The organism is Blautia sp. HA3515 (assembly GCF_059933065.1).
This window is the reverse complement of sequence record NZ_JAYFUY010000153.1, coordinates 1-19115: the sequence shown is the minus strand read 5'-3', so window position 1 is coordinate 19115 and position 19115 is coordinate 1. Positions and strand designations below refer to the sequence as shown.

The 19115-nt window shown below is 43.2% G+C and carries 22 protein-coding genes and 4 pseudogenes; 5 read left to right on the top strand and 21 right to left on the bottom strand.

All coding sequences use genetic code 11. The features are described from left to right. From R1Y93_RS12410 to R1Y93_RS12365, 10 genes are all read right to left on the bottom strand, one after another. The coding region (locus R1Y93_RS12410; protein ID WP_500823047.1) for a DeoR/GlpR family DNA-binding transcription regulator at positions 1–433 on the bottom strand (433 nt) is incomplete at its 3' end. A 114-nt stretch (positions 434–547) separates the two neighbouring features. After that, complete coding sequence (locus R1Y93_RS12405) at positions 548–970, bottom strand: ABC transporter permease (protein ID WP_500823046.1); 423 nt, start codon at positions 968–970, stop codon at positions 548–550. Further along, positions 918–1529: an ABC transporter permease gene (locus R1Y93_RS12400; RefSeq protein WP_500823044.1), complete on the bottom strand. Its 612-nt coding sequence runs from the start codon at positions 1527–1529 to the stop codon at positions 918–920. The genes R1Y93_RS12405 and R1Y93_RS12400 overlap by 53 nt, the downstream gene beginning before the upstream one ends. Further along, entirely contained in the window at positions 1529–2311 is a 783-nt protein-coding gene (locus R1Y93_RS12395) for an ATP-binding cassette domain-containing protein (protein ID WP_500823043.1), read from the bottom strand. The genes R1Y93_RS12400 and R1Y93_RS12395 overlap by 1 nt, the downstream gene beginning before the upstream one ends. Positions 2312–2329: 18 nt before the next feature. Further along, positions 2330–2659, bottom strand: a complete 330-nt coding sequence (locus R1Y93_RS12390; RefSeq protein ID WP_500823048.1) for an ATP-binding cassette domain-containing protein — start codon at positions 2657–2659, stop codon at positions 2330–2332. Positions 2660–2752: 93 nt separating this feature from the next. Further along, positions 2753–2899, bottom strand: a complete 147-nt coding sequence (locus tag R1Y93_RS12385; protein ID WP_500823042.1) for a hypothetical protein — start codon at positions 2897–2899, stop codon at positions 2753–2755. Further along, positions 2896–3129 carry a hypothetical protein gene (locus R1Y93_RS12380; protein ID WP_500823041.1) on the bottom strand — a complete coding sequence of 78 codons (234 nt, stop codon included), beginning with the start codon at positions 3127–3129 and terminating at the stop codon, positions 2896–2898. The genes R1Y93_RS12385 and R1Y93_RS12380 overlap by 4 nt, the downstream gene beginning before the upstream one ends. A 67-nt stretch (positions 3130–3196) precedes the next feature. Beyond that, complete coding sequence (locus tag R1Y93_RS12375) at positions 3197–4168, bottom strand: ABC transporter permease (RefSeq protein ID WP_500823040.1); 972 nt, start codon at positions 4166–4168, stop codon at positions 3197–3199. Between the two features lie 238 nt (positions 4169–4406). Beyond that, on the bottom strand, positions 4407–5387 hold the full coding sequence (locus tag R1Y93_RS12370) for a sugar ABC transporter substrate-binding protein (protein ID WP_500823039.1): 981 nt from the start codon (positions 5385–5387) through the stop codon (positions 4407–4409). Positions 5388–5485: 98 nt separating this feature from the next. After that, positions 5486–6424: a 1-phosphofructokinase family hexose kinase gene (locus R1Y93_RS12365; RefSeq protein WP_500823038.1), complete on the bottom strand. Its 939-nt coding sequence runs from the start codon at positions 6422–6424 to the stop codon at positions 5486–5488. 593 nt (positions 6425–7017) lie between these two features. Between R1Y93_RS12365 and R1Y93_RS12360 the strand changes: the two genes are divergently transcribed. The 3 genes from R1Y93_RS12360 to R1Y93_RS12350 all read left to right on the top strand — a co-directional run bounded on the left by R1Y93_RS12360 (position 7018) and on the right by R1Y93_RS12350 (position 9607). Beyond that, positions 7018–7413 carry a VOC family protein gene (locus R1Y93_RS12360; RefSeq protein WP_500823037.1) on the top strand — a complete coding sequence of 132 codons (396 nt, stop codon included), beginning with the start codon at positions 7018–7020 and terminating at the stop codon, positions 7411–7413. 34 nt (positions 7414–7447) lie between these two features. Then, on the top strand, positions 7448–8512 hold the full coding sequence (locus tag R1Y93_RS12355; protein WP_500823036.1) for a substrate-binding domain-containing protein: 1065 nt from the start codon (positions 7448–7450) through the stop codon (positions 8510–8512). Between the two features lie 225 nt (positions 8513–8737). Next, positions 8738–9607, top strand: a complete 870-nt coding sequence (locus R1Y93_RS12350; protein ID WP_500823034.1) for a hypothetical protein — start codon at positions 8738–8740, stop codon at positions 9605–9607. A gap of 132 nt (positions 9608–9739) precedes the next feature. Here the strand turns inward: R1Y93_RS12350 and udp are convergent, their stop codons facing one another. The 7 genes and pseudogenes from udp to R1Y93_RS12315 all read right to left on the bottom strand — a co-directional run bounded on the left by udp (position 9740) and on the right by R1Y93_RS12315 (position 14849). Next, positions 9740–10519: a uridine phosphorylase gene (gene udp / locus R1Y93_RS12345; protein ID WP_500823032.1), complete on the bottom strand. Its 780-nt coding sequence runs from the start codon at positions 10517–10519 to the stop codon at positions 9740–9742. A gap of 248 nt (positions 10520–10767) precedes the next feature. Further along, positions 10768–11331 carry an RpiB/LacA/LacB family sugar-phosphate isomerase gene (locus R1Y93_RS12340; RefSeq protein WP_500823030.1) on the bottom strand — a complete coding sequence of 188 codons (564 nt, stop codon included), beginning with the start codon at positions 11329–11331 and terminating at the stop codon, positions 10768–10770. A gap of 453 nt (positions 11332–11784) precedes the next feature. Continuing rightward, positions 11785–13041, bottom strand: a complete 1257-nt coding sequence (locus R1Y93_RS12335) for an RNA-guided endonuclease InsQ/TnpB family protein (RefSeq protein WP_500823029.1) — start codon at positions 13039–13041, stop codon at positions 11785–11787. A 53-nt stretch (positions 13042–13094) separates the two neighbouring features. Continuing rightward, a complete protein-coding gene (locus R1Y93_RS12330; protein ID WP_242995826.1) occupies positions 13095–13166 on the bottom strand; it encodes a hypothetical protein in 72 nt (23 codons plus the stop codon). 327 nt (positions 13167–13493) lie between these two features. Continuing rightward, positions 13494–13667, bottom strand: a pseudogene (locus R1Y93_RS12325) (helix-turn-helix domain-containing protein); the annotation flags it as partial. Beyond that, a complete protein-coding gene (locus R1Y93_RS12320) occupies positions 13610–13741 on the bottom strand; it encodes a hypothetical protein (protein ID WP_500823049.1) in 132 nt (43 codons plus the stop codon). The gene R1Y93_RS12320 and the pseudogene R1Y93_RS12325, both read right to left, overlap by 58 nt. Positions 13742–14015: 274 nt before the next feature. Further along, positions 14016–14849 (bottom strand): hypothetical protein, encoded by an 834-nt coding sequence (locus R1Y93_RS12315; protein ID WP_500823028.1) that lies wholly within the window; start codon positions 14847–14849, stop codon positions 14016–14018. Positions 14850–15212: 363 nt separating this feature from the next. Here R1Y93_RS12315 and asnA point away from each other — a divergent pair. Both asnA and R1Y93_RS12305 read left to right on the top strand, forming a co-directional pair. Further along, positions 15213–16222: pseudogene (asnA, locus tag R1Y93_RS12310) on the top strand (aspartate--ammonia ligase). Between the two features lie 24 nt (positions 16223–16246). Continuing rightward, a pseudogene (locus R1Y93_RS12305) lies at positions 16247–16661 on the top strand (CBS domain-containing protein). Between the two features lie 87 nt (positions 16662–16748). Here R1Y93_RS12305 and R1Y93_RS12300 read toward each other — a convergent pair. From R1Y93_RS12300 to R1Y93_RS12285, 4 genes and pseudogenes are all read right to left on the bottom strand, one after another. After that, positions 16749–17495 (bottom strand): amino acid ABC transporter ATP-binding protein, encoded by a 747-nt coding sequence (locus R1Y93_RS12300; RefSeq protein WP_500823027.1) that lies wholly within the window; start codon positions 17493–17495, stop codon positions 16749–16751. Then, positions 17482–18111 carry an amino acid ABC transporter permease gene (locus R1Y93_RS12295; RefSeq protein ID WP_500823026.1) on the bottom strand — a complete coding sequence of 210 codons (630 nt, stop codon included), beginning with the start codon at positions 18109–18111 and terminating at the stop codon, positions 17482–17484. Before R1Y93_RS12295 ends, R1Y93_RS12300 begins: the two co-directional genes overlap by 14 nt. A 207-nt stretch (positions 18112–18318) precedes the next feature. Beyond that, a pseudogene (locus R1Y93_RS12290) lies at positions 18319–18604 on the bottom strand (transporter substrate-binding domain-containing protein); the annotation flags it as partial. Positions 18605–18684: 80 nt separating this feature from the next. Next, positions 18685–18984, bottom strand: coding sequence for a type 2 periplasmic-binding domain-containing protein (locus R1Y93_RS12285; RefSeq protein ID WP_500823025.1), 300 nt, complete (start codon positions 18982–18984; stop codon positions 18685–18687). Positions 18985–19115 lie beyond the last annotated feature (131 nt).

The window sequence follows — 19115 nt, the reverse complement described above, 5'->3', positions numbered from 1 at the left end:
GGCTGGGATGGTCCGCAATGGACGCTTCCACCAGAAGCCGGATGGAATTAGTAATGATCGTCACCCGATAATCCTGCGGTATGTAAGATACCAGATTCAAAGTAGTGGAGCTGTTGTCGATAAAGATGGTGTCCCCATCTTCAATATACTCTGCTGCCTTCTGGCAAAGCCGGATCTTTTCAGAGTAATTCCGGATCTCCCTGGTGAGAAGGGGATACTCCTTCACTCCTTTGGATGCCTCTGATAAAACTGCTCCTCCATGTACTCTCTGGATGATCCCTGCTTCTTCCATCTCTTTCAGGTCACGGCGGATGGTTTCCTTTGATACCTGGAGTATCTCAAACAATTGATTCACATTAATGCGTTCATTTTTTTCCAGAAGCCGGGCAATGTGTGCCTGTCTTTCTTTATTCTTTTTTCTGTTGTCATTCATTACAGATTACCTCCGGTATCAATTTGATATAGTACTAAGAATGGTATGATTATATCACGAAATCCATACCGGAACTATCGTTTTTCAGGAAATTCCTGACATTTTTACTTTTGATTAATGAATATCTCCATTATTCTTGATACTGTCTACCATTACTGCTACGAAAATGATCAGTCCTTTGAAAATATTCTGGATATATGCAGAAGCTCCAATAATGGTAAGTCCGTTGCTGATGACCTGTACCATAACGATACCAATGATCGCTCCCGGGATCACCTTTCCTTTACCGCCGAAAAGGCTGGCCCCGCCGATAACTGCTGAGGAAATAACAGTAAACTCATCGTTCTGTGCAAAGTTAGGATTGATAACGCTCAGTCTTGCCGCATTCACCATACCAGCAAGTCCTGCAAGTGTGCCGCATATTGCATAAGCGATAAATACAACCCTTGGTCCGTTGATACCCATTTTATTTGCACCTGTCAGGTTATTGCCACAGGCAAACAGCTGGCGGCCTGTACTGGGTTTTTGTAAGGACAAAATGCCCAAGGATAACAACTACAAGGAAGATGTAAACCATCAGTGGGATACCAAAGATCCTGGTAGAAGAAAAAACTCTTACCTTTGCATCCAGGAAAAGCATCTGCTGATTGGTAAACATAAGTCCAAGTCCTTTTGCCACACTGTAAGTTGCAAGGGTTGTAATGAATGGTACGATCTTCAATCTGGATACGCAGAAACCATTGATGCATCCGATCAACAGACCGCTTAAGCAAGATCCTACAAAACAAAGGATCAGCGGGCATCCAAGATTATTCAGAAGTGTGGTTCCCACAACTGCTGAAAAGTACATGTTAGATGCTACGGAAATATCAATACCACCTGTAATCAGCACAAAGAACATACCTACTACAGAAATCCCCAGTGTAGAGGAAAGCTGAAGTACTGTAACTGCATTGCTCAAAGAAAGGAAGCCGGTAGATTGTACGGAGAAATAAATGATCATAATCAGGAATATGATATAAATTCCGTAATTACAGAAGGTATCCACCAGTTTTTTTCTAAAAATCGCATCTTTTCTTGCCTGGGATGTTTCCATTACTTTCCACCTCCTGTTGCTATTGCTGCTTTCATAATACCTTCCTGGCTGTACTCGCCTTTTTCAAGCTCACCAGTGATCTTGTTATGGCTCATTACCAGGATCCGGTCACACATACCCATCAGTTCTTCCATTTCAGAAGACACGATCAGGATAGAAGATTTATTCTTTGCAAGATCATTGATAATGCTGTAGATCTCGTATTTTGCTCCTACATCCACACCTCTTGTAGGCTCATCCAGGAAGAAGATCTTCGGCTCCTTCAATACCCACTTACCGAATACAACCTTCTGCTGATTTCCACCTGAAAGATTGATCACAGCCTGTTTGGATGCATCAAAGGTTTTGACCCGCAGTTCCTTAACGATCCTATCTGTATGTTCTGACTCTTTTTGACGATTGATAAATGACTTATCACAAATATCATCCAGGCTGGCCATAACCACATTTTCCTTGATGGTCTTCGGCATCATCAAACCTTCCTCACGACGGTTCTCTGTGATAAATGCCATACCATTTTTAATACAGTTGATGGGGGTGATCGGAGTGATCTCCTGTCCTTTATAGGAAATATGTCCCTCAGAAATAGGATCCACGCCAAACAGACAGCGAAGGAACTCGGTACGCCCTGCTCCCATCAGTCCGAACAGTCCCAGGATCTCACCTTCACGGATCTCAAGGCCAAGATTTTCAAATCTGCCCTCCTGGCAGATGTCCTTTGCCACAAAAGCTACATCCCCGATTTCTTTTTCCACAGTAGGATAAATATTACTCAGTTCCACGGCCAACCATCTGCTTGATCACCTCTGCATTGGTTGTCTCGGAAGCTTTCTTCTGGGAAATGATCTCCCCATCACGCAATACAGCGATCTCTTCACAGTGTTCAAATACATCCTCCAGAATATGGGAAATGGAAGAGTCATGGATTTTCCTCTTTCCTGAAGTATGTGCATGATTCCGAACAGCTTTTCTTTCTCCTTATTTGAAAGAGATGTGGTAGGCTCGTCCAGTACAATGATCTTTGCGTCCTGCATAATGGCCTTAATGATCTCGATCAGCTGCCGCTGTCCCATGGGAAGGGTTCCTACGATCGTATTTGCATCAAAGCCTTCAATGCCCAGCTCTTTCAGCTGCTCATTGGCGATCTTTTTTCATTGTTTTCTTATCAATGGTTTTTGTTTTTGTCCTTTTCATCTCTGTGATGAAAAGATTCTCATATACTGTCAGGTTGGTAAAAAGGTTCGGAGCTCCTGATGCACAAATGCAATACCTGCTGCCTTTGACACCTTTGGATTTGTAGGCTCAAATTCTTTTCCTTCCAGATAGATCTTTCCGCCGTCTCTTTGATGAATACCTCCAAGTACATTCATAAGAGTTGATTTCCGGCACCATTTTCACCTACCAGACCCAGGATCTCACCTTTTTTCAGTGCGATCGTAATATCTTTCAGAACCTGTACTGAAGCAAAAGACTTGGTAACATGTTCCATCTGTAAAATAATATCCCGTTTTTCAGTCAACTTCTTCACTTCCTCTCTCTGATCTTGCATTACCGGATCCTGTAATCCCATACTCTCTTTTCTCTTTATCCTGTAATCCATACTCTCTTTTCTCTTTATTCTGTAATCTATACTCTCTTTCTGATCTTACAGGATCGGATCCAGTAACCTATGCTCTCTCTTTTCTCTTTCTGAATACTTCGATTGCTGCCGCAAACAGAATGATCAGACCTTTGATCATTGTAATGATAAAATAAGGTGTATTTAAAAGATTCAGAGCAATATTGATCAGAATAATCAATACAGCACCAAGTACTGTGTTTGGAATCTTTCCTGAACCACCTGCCGGGCTTGTACCACCTACGATGATACTTCCCATAATGTCATTGAAAAGTGTGGCTCCATAACTGGATGCACCAGACTGCATCTGACCCATCATAATGATTCCGGCTACTGCGGAGCAAAGACCGCTAAGGATAAAGATCCAGAAAATGGTTTTCTTTACCGGGATACCGGAGATCAGGGCAGCCTTTGGATTAGTTCCTACAGAGTATAATCTGCGTCCATAAAGAGTACGGCTGCAGATAATATGGCTGATCAGCATCACTGCCAATGCAAGGATCAATACGTTAGGAATAATTCCGAAAAGTGTACCACCACCGAAATCAGCAAAGGAATCAGGGAGACCGCCTATCGTCTTTCCGCTTGAATAAATAACTGCAATACCTGTACCGATCAGCTGTGTAGCCATGGTTGCGATAAAGGAAGGCATCTTAAACACGGTTACAGCAATACCATTAACCACTCCAAAAGCAGCGCCAAGAGCCAGCATTGCAAGAATTGCCACAGGAATGGCATACCATTTACCAGCCAGATATCCGCTTGTCTCGCTCATAATGGAAGCACCGACCACACTGCTCAGTGCGATGATAGAAGTACTGGAGAAATCCACGCCTCCGTTAAGCACAGCAAAGTGTACGCCGCATGCTACAGTAAGCAAAACACATGACTGACTGAGAATATTCTTGAAATTGTTCATGGTGGCAAAATTGGGAACTGCAATCATTGCCACGATCAGGAAGGCTAAAATGAACCAGATGATCGCATCCACTGAACTAAAAACCTTTTTTAACTGTTTCATATTCCAACCTCTCTATCCGTTTTCTCAGGTTTTGTAAACCTAATCCTCATACATCCGCCCACGGCTTTTCGGCCGTAGATCAGACCGTTTCTTTTCAGCCACGGCCGGGAAGCCGTAAGCGAATGTTATCCATCTTCACCTTGATCTAAGATGAATATTGGGCAGATATTATATCTGCCCAAATTCGTAACTTATGCCTATCTGCCATCAGGCAAGGCATATCCTCTTAATAAAAGAATCAATATCCCTCGAATCCAAGCTCGTCTACGTTATCAGCTGTTACTTCAAATCCTGGGTCTGTCATGGACTCAACTTCTTCGCCCTTAACTGCTGCTACTGCTGCCTCGATGCAAAGTTTTGCCTGGTTTGTAGCATCCTGTACGGAAACAACATCTACATAACCTTCTTTGATAGCATCAACAGCATCTTTAGCACCGTCGAATGTAACCAGAGTCACATGGCCTTCTTCGCCGATCTTTTTGTATTTATCAAGCTGCTGCAGTCCGGAAATGATAGATGGAAGCAGTGCGTCTGACGGGCTGAAGATCATGTTTACATCCGGGTTTTCCTCAAATGCACTTAAGATACCAGCAAGAGCAAGCTCACCTTTCCACTCTGTAGCAACTTCAGAAACAACGTCAAATACATCCGGGTTAGCGTCCGCAACTGCGTTGAAACCATTATCACGAGCGATTGCATTTGCATCTGTAAGGCTTCCTACCAGTTTGATAACTTTATATTTTGTTCCGTCTTCTTTTGCTTTTTCCAGGATGTACTCAAGCTCTCTCTGAACCATTGCCTCATTGTCAGATGTAACTGTACCAACAACCTCTGCGCCTTCACCAGCAGCTCTGTTTGCCATAACAACCGGAACGCCTGCATCATTACATTTCTTGATAGCAGCTACAACTGCCTCGCCATCTGCAGGAGCGATTACGATAGCGTCTGCTCCACTGGAGATCAGGTTCTCGATCTGCTGATTCTGTTTCTGTGTATCATTCTCAGCAATTACTTCTGTGTATTTAACACCCATCTCATCGCAGGTTGCATGCATTGTTGACTGATACTCTGCCCACATCTGGGACTCAATTGCACACATGGAAATACCAATTGTGATATCCTCGTTGCTCTTCTCCTCAGCGGATGCTGCCACAGTTCCAAAAACCATGCTTGCTGTTAATGCTGCTGCCATTAATGCACTAAATACTCTTTTCTTCATAAATCCACCTTCTCCTTTTCTTGTTGCGTTGTCGCATTGTTATTTATAAAAAGAACTTTTGCTACGCCCTCATCCCCGGCCGCGGCCCCCCGTTCTCTTTATTCCATTTTTTCAAGCTGTACCTGGTCTTTTAATTCCATGGCACGGTTCAGATCATATCCCACTGTCAGGTCTGACTCTGCAGTTGCAGCCGAGATCGCTGTTGCCAGCTTTAAGATCTCCGGAAACTCCATTCCTTTTTCAAAGCCGTATACAAGGCCGCTTAAATATGCATCCCCGCATCCTATGGTGTTGATCACATTCACCTTCAAAGGGTGCACCTTGTAGATCTCTCCCTGATATTTCACAATGGAACCTTTACCGCCTCTTGAAACTGCCACACAGGGAATCCCTTTTTCTGAAATCAGCTGAATCCCTTCCAGCACTTCTTCGTCGGTAGATACAGGCTTGCCCATGATCTGTGAAAGCTCATCCTCGTTAGGCTTTACAAGAAATGGTTTTCTCTCAAGTCCCAGGATCAGATTCTCAGAGCTTGTATCAAGGAATACCCGGATGTGTTTGCCTCTTCCCATCAGTTCATCTACTACTTCATTGTAAATGAAAGGAATCTCTGTATTGGACGCATCTCCTGACAACACCAGTACATCACCATCATTCATGGTATCCATCATATGATCGATCAGCTGTCTGCATATCTTTTCAGGGACTGTCTTCCCTTTCTCAGTGATCAAAGTACAAATATGATCATCTTCGATCAGTGCGTAATTGGTACGGGATTCTCCCTCATCAAAGTGTAAAAAAGCTACATCTACACTGCCATCGGAAAGTATTTTCTCAATCCGTTTTCCTGTCTGTCCATATCCGATGCCGTATGCTCGGTTACTGCATCCTAAGATACTTAAATTCACAGATACGTGAGTTCCCTTGCCTCCAAGCACTTCCTCTATGCGCTGGATCCTGTTGGTGTTATCTCTATGTAATTCCGGTATAAAAAGCAATTTGTCTACTGCCGGATTAATGGTCAACGTACAGATCATAAATCTACCTCTCTTTTTCCTTTTGTTGTTATCTTATTTGTGGGTTGTCCTCACTATAACACGCTTATTTGGAAAAAGCAATATCTTTTTGTGGATTTACCACATTTTATTTTGTATTTTATGACCTTTTTACACAAAGTTGGTTTTTGACCATTTCAAGTGGCCATTTTCATGGTTTTTGTTTGTTTTGTTATGCGTTTTCGTTTACGCAATTTGAATATACCACATATTACACATGATGTCAAATGGATTTTTTGGATATTGTAATTATTTTGATCATGTGGTATGATTATTTTATTCAAAACAGCAAAGATTTTTATTTTTAATAATTTGACGCATTCGCAAAATCCCTGTTTTGATTTGTGTATTTTCCACATTCTTTTTGAAAAATACCTTGTTTGTTACTGTTCGCAGGTCAGTATCCCGCCAGCTACTGTTCACAGGTAATTTTCCGCCAGGTGTTTTGCCATGTATTTCCCTGGAAAACCTTGGATATGCTTTACGTATATGGTATAATTTCAAAAAATAGTCTTTCAAAAGACATCGGAAATTCAAACGATACTATGACTTTTTATTATGAGGAGGATTCAGAAATGATTAAAGCAATGGACCATGTTACCATCAATATTAAAGACGTAGAAGCAACGCTTCATTTTTACGGAGAGATCCTGGGGCTTCAGGCTCTTCCTTCTGTAGATATGGGGGATCATTTCCTTCGTTATTTTGCCCTCCCGTCAGGTGGCAAGCTGGAACTGATCCAGTATTATTATGATGTTCCCCAGTTAGATGTAGATGCTACCAATAAGGGATGTGCCCGTCATCTTGCCTTTGAGGTAGAAGACATCCGCGCTCTGGAGAAGAAGCTTACTGATGCAGGCTTTGTATTCCATGTACCTGTTTCTTACGTTAAAAATCTTGATTTTACAGGCGGCCTTACCAAAGACCCTAATGGCTTTGAACTGGAGTTTCTCCAGTATGGAGAGCACTGATGCCAATTGTTAAACATAATAAAGGACCAATCATATGTCGCAGATTACACTAAAACAAATAGCAGAACGTGCCGGCACATCTGTAGGCACTGTGGACCGTGCCCTGAATAACCGTGGACGCATCAGCCCTTCCACTAAGGAAAAAATCATAAAAATCGCTGATGAGATGGGTTATCAGCCCAACAAGATCGCCAGTGCTTTAAGCCGCAGCAAACGTCTTCGCATTGCAGTGATCTACGCCAAATATCCGGCATACTTTGTAGATGAATTTACTGCCGGTCTGAAGAAAGCCATTGAACATTTTACCCATTACAAGATCGAGATCATTACATACAGGTGCAATGCCCTGGATCCCCAGTCCCAGATTGAAGTGATCAAAGATATTGACTTTTCCAATATTGATGGTTTCTCATTGAATGCCAGCGGTCAGGAGCTTGCTCCTTACATCGACCGGATCTCAGATATGGGGATACCTGTAGTCACCTTTAACTCTGATATACCAGGCACCAAGCGCCTGTTCCATGTGGGAATGGATCCATTTATGGCTGGTCGTGTATCCTTTAATCTGATGGCCAAAATGCTTCAGGGCAAAGGAAAGATACTGGCCATGCCAGGCTTTCATTCTGTACTTTCCCATGAAGAACGGATCAAAGGTTTCCTGGAAACAGCCAGAGATTATCCCGGCATTCAGGTGATCCCCGGCGGCGAATATAAAGACTGGGATGATCTTGCTATCGATCTGGTACAAAAGGCTTTGGCAGAGCACCAGGATATTGCCGGGATCTATACCGTCAGCTCCCCGGGAGTGATCGGTGCCGGCAAATACTTAAGTCAGCTTCCAAAGGAGTCCCGGCCAATCGCTGTAGGTTATGATACCAGCCAGGATATGAAGCAGCTGATGGAAAAGGATGCCTGCACATTTGTGGTATATCAGAATCCTGCAGCCCAGATTTATTATTCAATCGTTTATCTGGTGGAATACGTTCTGTTCGGCACCCTCCCTTCCCAGGAGCTTAATTTCCTGCCTCCGCAGATCGTTGTCCGCGAAAACATTGACTATTATCTGGAAGGGGATAATAAGTTTATTTTCGTTAATTAAGATAATACGTTTATTTTCGTTAGTTAATATGAAGATTACTGTGTCAAAAGGTCATTCTCCCACCTGTGCTTGCACAAGGGTATGGGAATGGCCTTTTGCATATGCGCCCGGTGCCATCCTGTAAACTGCAGATTACAGCATCTGCTCCTGTGATTCTATAATGTAGTCGAAACTATATATTTATTCTTATTCTTATTCTTCTCTTACCAGAAGCGGAGGTTTTCTATGAAAAAGGTAAAACATATTTTTTCAACGGCTGCATTATTATTCACACTTGGTCTTTGTGTGCTGTTTGCAAGCCCTGTACAGGCCAAGTCCAACCCGACCAAAGTAACACTGCAGCCAGGCAGGATTTATCGGCAGTACGATATTACAGGTAATGGCAAGCGTGACAAGATCCAGATCAAGACAACCCCTGCCACAGACAGCGACGGAAGCATCTCAGATTTTTCCATTTATGTAAATGGCAAAAAGGCTTACACATTGAACTCGATCCGCAATTTCTACACAGAGGATGTGTGTGCCCAGCTTTATACATTAAGTAACGGCAAGCCTTTCCTTTATCTGTATGTAGCGTTTGAGAACGGAGACGGACCGGTATGTGGGGTCTTCCAGTACAAAGGACGCAGGCTGAATGAGATCATTGATTTCCAGGAAACCCTGGAGACTTATGGCTATCATCAGATGGGGTATGTTACCGGCGTTTCAGGCAATCGTCTGTATGTTTCCCAGGAGCTTAATTCTTACTCACTGGGTCTTAATTCCATTCGGTTTGTCTACAAGTATTCCAGAGGTACTCTTGTGCCAGCCAGCAAATATGGCTCATACACCAGTATCTATACCTTGAACGGCAGATCCAGATATCTGACCGCAAACCGTGATATCCCGGTATATACTACCGCCTATGCAAATGCTACATTGAAATTCAATATTCTTAAAGGAGATCGGGTACGCATCAATAAATGTGCACTGATCAAAGGCAAAATGTATATCCAGATTTCTTCCAAGGGAATGACCGGGTGGATCCTTCCGGCAACTTCTTATCCGGAAACTGCAGAGTATCAGCAGTTCACGGAAACCCAATACGCAGGATGATTCGACTTGAATATTCTGTTTATGCAACAGGGGCCATACAGCTGTTTTATATGCAGCTGCATGGCCCCTGTTTTGATTCTATGATTTTACTTTCATTGTAACTGTTCCGTATCCTCAACGTTACGATTGTTATTATCTACTATTCTTATCTTTCAGAATCAGGTTGCGGATCCCCTCCACAGCCGTTCTCACAGCCATATCCGTATCATGCACAACCGGGGTCTCCAGACCCAGACGTTCTCTTTCCTGGTTGGCGATCACCAGAAAGCAGGCCCCGGTCCTTACCCGCAGGCAGCTTCCTACAATAAAAAGTGCTGCTGATTCCATTTCCGAGGCAAGGCATCCCATCCGTTTCCAGGCTTCCCATTTATTCAGAAGCTGATAACCTACCGGCTTCACTTCCGGCTCATGCTGTCCGTAAAAAGAGTCTTTGCTTTGCACAACGCCTGTATGATAAGCATATCCGGCCTTTCTGGCTGCCTCTGCCAGTGCATTGGTCACTCCCAGATCTGGAACTGCCGGGTATTCAATAGGCGCATATTCCCTGCTTGTCCCTTCCATACGCACGGAACCTGTAGCGATCACAATATCACCGCTTTTTATTTCCGGCTGCATGCCTCCGCAAGTACCAATCCGCACAAATGTATCTGCCCCGCATCGGTACAGTTCTTCCACAGCAATGGCTGTAGATGGACCACCGATCCCAGTGGATGTTACACTGACCTTTTCTCCTTCCAGCGTTCCTGTATATGTTACAAATTCCCTGTTGTCAGCAATCCGTACAGGATTCTGAAAATACTTTGCGATCTTTTCACATCTGCCTGGATCTCCTGGCAGGATCACATATTTCCCCACTTCCCCAGGTGCTACCTGAATATGATACAGCCGGTTATCTTCTGAATAATTCTTCATAGCATGCCCTCCCAATTTGCAAGAAGCCCTCAGAGCTGCAGCTCTGGGGGCTTTCGTTTATCATGGAATCTCATAACTTTTCTTAGCTGTTATTATCATACTGCCAGAACCGACAAAATGTCAACCAAAAAAAGTGTTTTTTAACGTGTATCCTATGAACCAAAAATGTCTTTTAAGCGTGTATTCTATAAATCAAAAAAGTGTTTTTTAGCGTCTATTCCTGTTCCTGGCAGGTAATAATTCCCTACTTATTTCTCAGGTCTGTCTGGAAGGATAACCTCTCCAAGATGCTTTAATTCAAAGCCGTTTTTCTTGAACTCTTCATAGTCAAAAGCTTCCAGCTCATCATATGCAAGTTTATGGAACTCATAGAAATTCGGCCAGTCTTCATAGCCATCACCCAGATTGTGCTCCAGGAATGCATCTGCGATCTCAATACCCATCTGATGAGCAACATAATGGCCACCCATAGCGATTACATTACAGTTATTACCTGTGATACATCTAAGTGCTGCTGGAACACTTTCTACAACTGCTGCGTGTACATGCGGGCATTTGCTTGCTGCGATATGGATACCCATACCTGTTCCGCAGAAGATCATAGCTCTCTCAAATTCTCCCTCTGAGATCTTTGCTCCAACCTTTAATCCGATTCTGTGGAACATCTCCGGATTCTCTTCATCTGCAGAACGAACACCGATGTCGGTAACTGTCCATCCTTTTTTCTTAAGGTGAGCAACAACTGCCTCTTTTAACTCAAATCCTGCAAAATCTGCTGCAACCAAAACCTGTTTGTCTTTTACTGTTTTCATGATCCTTCTCCTTTTTTCACCCCAAAATATAAAAAGCGTTATCGTTTACGCTATTTATTATACTGTATTTTTGTGGAAAAGGCAAGTTGTTTATGTGTTTTTTACATATTTTTTTAGCATTTTTTTCAAGAGGAGTATCGATCTCGTTTCCGTTTTAGCAGGCGTAGTTAGCTACTACATATGCAAATGGCTGGACAAAGAGCAATAGACAGCAACAGCGTGAACGGATTAGCTCACCGTAACGAGCAAGAAAGCCCTCAGAGTTGCAGCTCTGGGGCTTTCGTTTTGCTACATGGAATCTTACAACTTTCCTTAGCTGTTATTATCATATGCCAGAACAGGCAAAATGTCCAGTGAACTACTCGGCAACTGAGTTGCCAGAGCATCTGAAATCTGGCGGGATACCGCCTTTTTCAGGGTGCGTCCATGACACCAATACTGCTTGCCTTCCGGCTATGCAGCTACCTTTATTATTTCTGGCTTTTTTAGTCCGGTTACGGACAGTTCCTTCTGTTTTCCGGATACGGAAAGATATTTCCGCAGGATATTAAACGCGCCTACCGCATCTGCATTGTATCTTACTCCGTCAGTTATATACATACCCCGTTCTTTTCGGTTTGATGCTTCTGCATATCTTTTTGATACTTTTGGTGATAACGGGCTGCACTGGCTGGTATAGCTCTCTTCCTGTTTTATCAATTGAATCCCATACAGTTTCAGCTTATATTCCAGCATGATATACAACCTGTTGTATGGCAGGCTGTGGAACTTCTGGTTGGTCTTATGCCCCATATCTTTTTCTTTACGGATATTTCGGATGTCTCCCACAACCACACAGCGGATATCTTCTTTTCTGCAGTATTCTGCAATCCATCTGGTTGCTTTGTGAAGGTAATCCTTCACTGCATTCTGCTTTTTCCTGTAAAGTCTCTGGATATGTTTCGATGATCTTGGATATTTTACTCCTCTTTCCGACTGCTGCGCATACCATACAGACTGCACTCTGGCGATTTCTTTATGAAAGTATCTTTCCAGGGAAAGATATTTTCTTCCAAGGATAAAAGTCCTGCCATTTCCAGAATCATAACAGGTCATCAGATTGTGAAGCCCAAGATCAATCGAAAAATAATGTCCATTCTGGGAGAGCTGTTCCGGCTCTTCAATCTCATAGATAACAATAAGGTCACATTTTCCGTTTTCCGGCGGATAGATCCGCAGCTGTTTTACATGATCCATGTCCCTGAAAATCTTATTTTCAAGATATAGAAATTTTTCATGGATCCCGTAGGTTTCTTCCATATAGCTTTTCAGATCCTTTGGCAGGGACAGCCGCAGCTGGTCTGAGCCTTTCTCATGCCGGATCCCCATCTGCATGTATGTGACCGGTATATTGTCCTGTTTAAAACGGGGCGGATTTGGATCTTTGATCCCTCCGGTCTTTTTCAGGACATAAAAAGATTTCCAGGCTTTATCCAGCTGCTTGCAGGTCTCCTGCGCTGTCTGTGACGGAAGCTGTCTGTACCACAGGTCTCCTTTATGCGCTTTTTTCTGATAATACCAGTCCGGATACTTTTCCAGTCCCAGTTCTTTATAATGATGACGTTCGTAGTTGCAGACATTCCAGAGTTTGGAAGCCGCATAACACATATGCCCTATGATATTGGAATATTCCGGCCGGATTTTTACAGATGTTTTCTGTGACAGCAGCATTCCTCTTCCCCCTTCAGACAGTCACGCAGACCGGTATTCACAGTCCGCTTTAATTAATACGACTTGCTCTGATGTTCAATATAACGGCGGATATTTTCCTCAGATACAGATCCGATCGTTTCCACATAATAGGAATGGTTCCACAAGTTCTCCCTTCCATAGCTGTTTTCTTATTTCTCGCTGGTATTTCACCGACCATACCATAGTGGTAATTGATATTAACGACACGCAAGTCTCTGTAATGTATTAGATTTTCTTTCATACATATAGGATAACATAATGAGTAGAAACGCGCAACAAAAGGCAAACATATTTTCGATCTGATTATATATCGGTTACGACATCAATATCAAGAGGTACAAGCGATTATTATATTATTTTCAATGTGCAGATATGCACAATCCTGCGCTTTCATCTCGGTAATTGAATTGCCGAGGATGCCCCGCTTATTGTCCTAATATTTCGCATAATTCTAAGTATACTGATACATCCGGCAAACAGATTCCTCGCTCCCATTTAGAAACAGACTTATCACTCATACCTATTTTTTCTGCCAGTTGCTTTTGTGTCATCCCCAATGACTTTCGCTTACCTGCAATGTATTTTCCAATTTTGATAAGATCCATCCCTCTACCTCCTTGCCTTCCTGTCTGCCCTTTCCCATGCCCTCATTTACCAATTCTTCCAATGCACTACACATATTGATCTGACCTCCTCTTTTTTCTGATTTCAAAGCATGGTCTATTAGTTTCATTTTCTATAACCCATTTTTAAGTATTCCATATCAAAATTTGTACCCAACTTTTACCCAACTTTATATAAAATCATCTGCATTTCTGTAAAACATAAAATGATAAAAACCGCATAAAATCAAGCCTTTTGCTTCTTTTTACCATCCTATATAATAATGCCGTTTTTCAATCCCCTTATTTAGTTATTTATACTCTCCTCGAAGCACCCGGCAGCTCCCCTTTTTAAATCCCCTGTATCTCTACTTCTGCATTTTCTGTATCTGTATCCTGGGAAGAAGGCTCCAGCCAGATCATATCCCCTTCTGAAAGATAAAATTTTCTCTCATTATCCTGTGCCAGCCCATACATCGCACTATGTCCGTTATGTTCTACACGAATATTCGCATACCCTTTTGTCACAGTGAAGATATAGGATCCTGCTTCCAGGTCTGTTCCCACCATCAGTAGATCATCACCTGTCAAAGTAATAACTGTGTCCGCTTCCTCCCAGGAATCTTCTGTCGGATTGTCATACGTTTCCTGATAAACAGAGTCTGTCCTATCCTTAAATTCTTCGAACACTGCCGGTACAACACTGATCAGAATAATCAATGCCATAAACCATATGACACTTCCTCTTCTCCGTTTCTTTTCCCTGTTGATAGTTCCGGCAGCTGGCTGTGCATTTCCTCTCACAGTCTGATACGCACCTTGACTTCTCCCTGCCGCTGCATTATTTCTTCCTGAAGCAGGATACGATCCTACACTTCTTCCTGCAGCCCGGGCCTGTGTATTTGCCATATTGCTTTTTGCTGCTCCTGACACCTTGGTGCCTGTCCCTGTGGCTGACTTTGCCCTTTTCTGACCAGCCTGCGGATACTCCTGTAGCTTCTTATCACCCAGCGGACGTTCCTCATCCTCCATCATAATCCTGGCTTTCCAAGAGGCATGCTTATAATGATCTCTTCGATTCTCATTCAGGTGATACAAAATCTCATCATTTCGATATGGCATACCGCAAAGCTTGCATCTTCCGTTGACAATCGGCCCGCCGCATACCTGACATTCTTTTCTCATTGTAAAACTCCTTCCTGCCTTCCTCATACTACACCATATTTCAATCGATCTTTCCTGATAATATACTAATATATTATCTATTTTATATAATTCTTTCAAGGTGTAAATTGCCATTTACATATTTTCCTGTTATAATTATACTATTCTTTGCACAGATAGTTTTTTATCTCAGTCGAGAAGACTCCCACCTCTTTCAGGTGGTGAGTAACAGTGGGAGTCCAATCTCCGACTGAGATAAACGCTCCGCGAGGATATGCAGTGATTCTGTAAAGAATATGTCAGCTTACGCTGAACAGAATCACGCGCCAAGTCTCGCGACTGCTCGACTTGAATACTGTGTTAATATATAACAAGGAGGTTCCTATGGAACAACTGATCATTCCCATGGGTTATCATGCAGACCTGAATCTCCACGATACCCAGGTAGCGATTAAAACTGTCAAAGATTTTTTCCAGCAGACACTGGCACAGAAGCTGAACCTTCTCCGTGTATCAGCCCCCGTCTTTGTTGATCCTTCTTCCGGCCTTAATGACAATCTGAATGGCGTAGAACGCCCTGTAAGCTTTGACATCAAAGGCCAGGAGCAACCGGCTGAGATTGTCCATTCCCTTGCCAAATGGGGAAAAGATATGCCCTCAAAAAATACGGTTTTTCCCACGGAGAAGGTCTGTATACTGATATGGTAGCTATCCGCAGGGATGAGGATTTGGACAATATTCATTCTGTCTATGTGGATCAGTGGGACTGGGAGAAGATCATTTCCAAAGAAGAGCGCAACATGGAGACCTTGATTTCCACAGTCCGTGCCATTTACAGCGTTCTTCGCAAAACAGAGAAATATATGGCTGTACAGTATGACTACCTAGAAGAGATCCTGCCCCGGGAGATTGCTTTTGTCTCCACACAGGAGCTGGTAGATATGTATCCGGAGCTCACCCCAAAAGAAAGAGAATACAAGATCGTCAAAGAAAAAGGGGCTGTCTTCCTGATGCAGGTAGGAAAGACCCTTACAAATGGAGAGCGTCATGACGGCCGTGCCCCGGACTATGATGACTGGGAATTAAACGGCGATATCCTGGTATACTATCCTGTACTTGACATTGCCCTTGAGCTTTCTTCCATGGGTATCCGCGTGGATGAAGATACTCTGGACAAACAGCTGACAGAAGCAGGATGTGACGACCGGAGAGAGCTTCCCTTCCAGAAAGCAATTCTGAATAAGGAGCTGCCTTATACCATCGGCGGTGGTATCGGACAGTCCCGTATCTGTATGTTCTTCCTTCGCAAGGCACATATCGGGGAAGTCCATGTTTCTCTTTGGCCAGAAGAGATCCAGGAAAAAGCAGCACAGGGCGGCATACCGCTCTTATAAAAGAATAGGAACGAGGGATCCATTGTGAATATATTATTTTTTTTAACCCCCGAAAAGCGAGGTAGCATATATTTTTGAAAATGAGACCTTGCGGCAGACTCTCGAAAAAATGGAACACAGAAAATTCTCCTGTATTCCCTTGTTAAGTCCGGACGGAAAATACACCGGCACGATTTCAGAGGGAGATCTTCTCTGGGGCATGCAGCGTCTGGAGATCTCAGACCTGAAAAATGCAGAGAGTGTACCGATCATGGCCATTCCGCGCCGTGCCAATTACAAGCCGGTACATATCAATTCTGATATGGAAGATCTGGTAGACCGTGCCATTAACCAGAATTATGTTCCGGTTGTAGATGATCAGGGATTTTTTATCGGGATCATCACCCGTAAAGCCATCATTAAATATTGTTACTCTGAAATGCAAAAACGAGACTGTTGATCAGCCTCGTTTTTCTTTATATCAATCATGATTTCACCGATTGCCCCCTGCTTTGCACTCCTGCAGTCCTTCCCAATATTCTTTTTCTCACAATACCTTGGAAAGGAATTCCTTAAGTCTTGGGTTCCTGGGATTTTTAAAAAATTCTTCAGGGGTATTTTCTTCCTGAATTTTCCCATCATCAATAAATACCACTCTTGTTGCCACTTCCCTTGCAAATCCCATCTCATGGGTGACAACTACCATAGTCATACCGCTTTCTGCCAGCTCTTTCATCAGTTCCAGAACTTCTCCAACCATCTCCGGGTCAAGTGCTGACGTAGGTTCATCAAAAAGCATCACATCCGGATTCATTGCCAGGGAACGTGCAATGGCAATACGCTGCTTCTGTCCGCCGGAAAGCATGTCCGGATAAGCATTGGCCTTGTCCGGAAGACCAACCCTTGCCAGCAGGTCATCAGCCTTTTTAGAAGCCTCTTCCTTTGTCATCAGCTTTAGTGCAACCGGAGCAAGCATGATGTTTTCCTTTACCGTTTTGTGAGGAAACAGATTGAACTGCTGGAACACCATTCCGATTTTCTGTCTGTGACGGTTAATATCTACCTTAGGATCTGTAATATCCGTACCTTCAAACAGGATTTTACCTCCGGTAGGCTCTTCCAGAAGATTCAGGGAGCGTAGAAATGTAGATTTACCAGAACCGGAAGGCCCGATGATCGCTACTACCTCTCCCTGACAAATATCTGTGCTGATCCCATTCAGGACCACATTGGCACCGAAAGCTTTTTTAAGATCCTGTACCTGGATCAGGACTTTTGATTTATCCACGCTCATTCGTACGCAGCCTCCTCTCCAGTTTATTCATAAAGTAAGTAAGAGTCATTACAAGTGCCAGATAAATAGCAGCTGCTGCAAACAGCGGCCAGGTAGGATCATAAGTACGGCTCTGGATCAGCATTGCACCCTTTGTCAAATCCATCATACCGATGTAACCCACCACTGAAGTCTCCTTGATCAGAACGATAAATTCATTAACCAATGCAGGCAGTACATTTTTAAAAGCCTGAGGGATGATGATCATACGCATTGTCTGGGAGAAATTCAGTCCAAGGCTGCGTCCTGCCTCTGTCTGCCCCTGATCAATGGACATGATTCCTGAACGGACGATCTCCGCCACATAAGCGCCAGAATTGATACCAAAAGCAAGGCCACCCACAATGATCTTATTTACAGTTACTGCGCCAAAAATAACAAAGTTCATAATCAACAGCTGGATCATGGTAGGCGTACCACGGATCACGGTAAGGTATACACGGCAGATCCCATTCAGAAACCTGAATTTGCCATTCTTGTCATGTGCAGAACGGATGATCGCCACAATAAAGCCGATGATCACACCAATGATCACTGCGAAAACTGTAATCTCCAGCGTTGTTTTTAATCCGTCCAACAGCCACTGGTATCTGTTTTCTTTAATATAAATTCAGATAAAATCCATGTTTAATATTTTCCCACATAATTCTTCCTGTTTTCCTTGAAAAGAGCTGTTGGCAATCCATATGTCAACAGCTCTGTAGTCTACGGTATAATTCTTATATTCTGTTACGTATTATGTTATGCCTTTGGTGTCAAAACGCCAAAATCCTATTACACATTATTTCTTTACAATAATTACCTGGCTTGCATTTGCATAGGTATCTGTAAAGTCAACATTCTCTTTACGATCATCAGTAACAGTCATACCTGCTGCGCCGAAATCTTGCCTTTCCGGAATTCACAGCTGCAAGAATGGAATCAAACTCCATGTCCTCGATCTGAAGCTCATAGCCGAGCTTATCGCAGATTGCCTGTGCAATATCAGCATCAATACCAACGATATCGTCGCCATCATGATACTCATACGGCTCAAACTCTGCATTGGTAGCCATTACAAGTGTGCCATTGGAACGATCCACATCCTCTGGGGACTCATAAGGATGCTCACCAATCTCATCGCCAATGTAGTTCGCCATGATATCATCGATCACGCCTTTTCATCTTTTAACTCTTTCAGGGCACCGTTCATCTTATCCAGAAGGTCGGTATTTCCTTTCTTTACGCAGATCGCATACTCTTCTTCCACAAACGGATCATCCAGGATCTTCAGATCATCATTGTTCTCAACAAACTTCTGTGCCGGCTGGGAATCAATGATCACGCAGTCAATCTGTCCTGCCTTTAATGCCTGAACAGCTTCACTTCCTTTGCTGTAACGCTCTACAGTAGAACCCTCACTCTCATATTCAGAAGCCTCCCAGATCTCCTGTTGTACCAAGCTGAACACCGATGGTAGCTCCCGGAAGATCATCCTTGGATTCTACAGCAGCAGATACGCTGGCTGCCATGGATACGGTCATTGCTGTACTCAGTGCCAGAGCAGCAAACTTTTTAGAATTTTTCATAACCTTTTCCTCC

Excerpts from the sequence above, each read along its gene's own strand:
- R1Y93_RS12400 (WP_500823044.1), bottom strand. The coding sequence starts at position 1,529 with ATGGAAACATCCCAGGCAAGAAAAGATGCGATTTTTAGAAAAAAACTG.
- R1Y93_RS12385 (WP_500823042.1), bottom strand. The coding sequence starts at position 2,899 with ATGAATGTACTTGGAGGTATTCATCAAAGAGACGGCGGAAAGATCTAT.
- R1Y93_RS12380 (WP_500823041.1), bottom strand. The coding sequence starts at position 3,129 with ATGGATTACAGGATAAAGAGAAAAGAGAGTATGGGATTACAGGATCCG.
- R1Y93_RS12375 (WP_500823040.1), bottom strand. The coding sequence starts at position 4,168 with ATGAAACAGTTAAAAAAGGTTTTTAGTTCAGTGGATGCGATCATCTGG.
- R1Y93_RS12370 (WP_500823039.1), bottom strand. The coding sequence starts at position 5,387 with ATGAAGAAAAGAGTATTTAGTGCATTAATGGCAGCAGCATTAACAGCA.
- R1Y93_RS12365 (WP_500823038.1), bottom strand. The coding sequence starts at position 6,424 with ATGATCTGTACGTTGACCATTAATCCGGCAGTAGACAAATTGCTTTTT.
- R1Y93_RS12360 (WP_500823037.1), top strand. The coding sequence starts at position 7,018 with ATGATTAAAGCAATGGACCATGTTACCATCAATATTAAAGACGTAGAA.
- R1Y93_RS12355 (WP_500823036.1), top strand. The coding sequence starts at position 7,448 with ATGTCGCAGATTACACTAAAACAAATAGCAGAACGTGCCGGCACATCT.
- R1Y93_RS12350 (WP_500823034.1), top strand. The coding sequence starts at position 8,738 with ATGAAAAAGGTAAAACATATTTTTTCAACGGCTGCATTATTATTCACA.
- udp (WP_500823032.1), bottom strand. The coding sequence starts at position 10,519 with ATGAAGAATTATTCAGAAGATAACCGGCTGTATCATATTCAGGTAGCA.
- R1Y93_RS12340 (WP_500823030.1), bottom strand. The coding sequence starts at position 11,331 with ATGAAAACAGTAAAAGACAAACAGGTTTTGGTTGCAGCAGATTTTGCA.
- R1Y93_RS12335 (WP_500823029.1), bottom strand. The coding sequence starts at position 13,041 with ATGCTGCTGTCACAGAAAACATCTGTAAAAATCCGGCCGGAATATTCC.
- R1Y93_RS12320 (WP_500823049.1), bottom strand. The coding sequence starts at position 13,741 with ATGTGTAGTGCATTGGAAGAATTGGTAAATGAGGGCATGGGAAAGGGC.
- R1Y93_RS12315 (WP_500823028.1), bottom strand. The coding sequence starts at position 14,849 with ATGAGAAAAGAATGTCAGGTATGCGGCGGGCCGATTGTCAACGGAAGA.
- R1Y93_RS12300 (WP_500823027.1), bottom strand. The coding sequence starts at position 17,495 with ATGAGCGTGGATAAATCAAAAGTCCTGATCCAGGTACAGGATCTTAAA.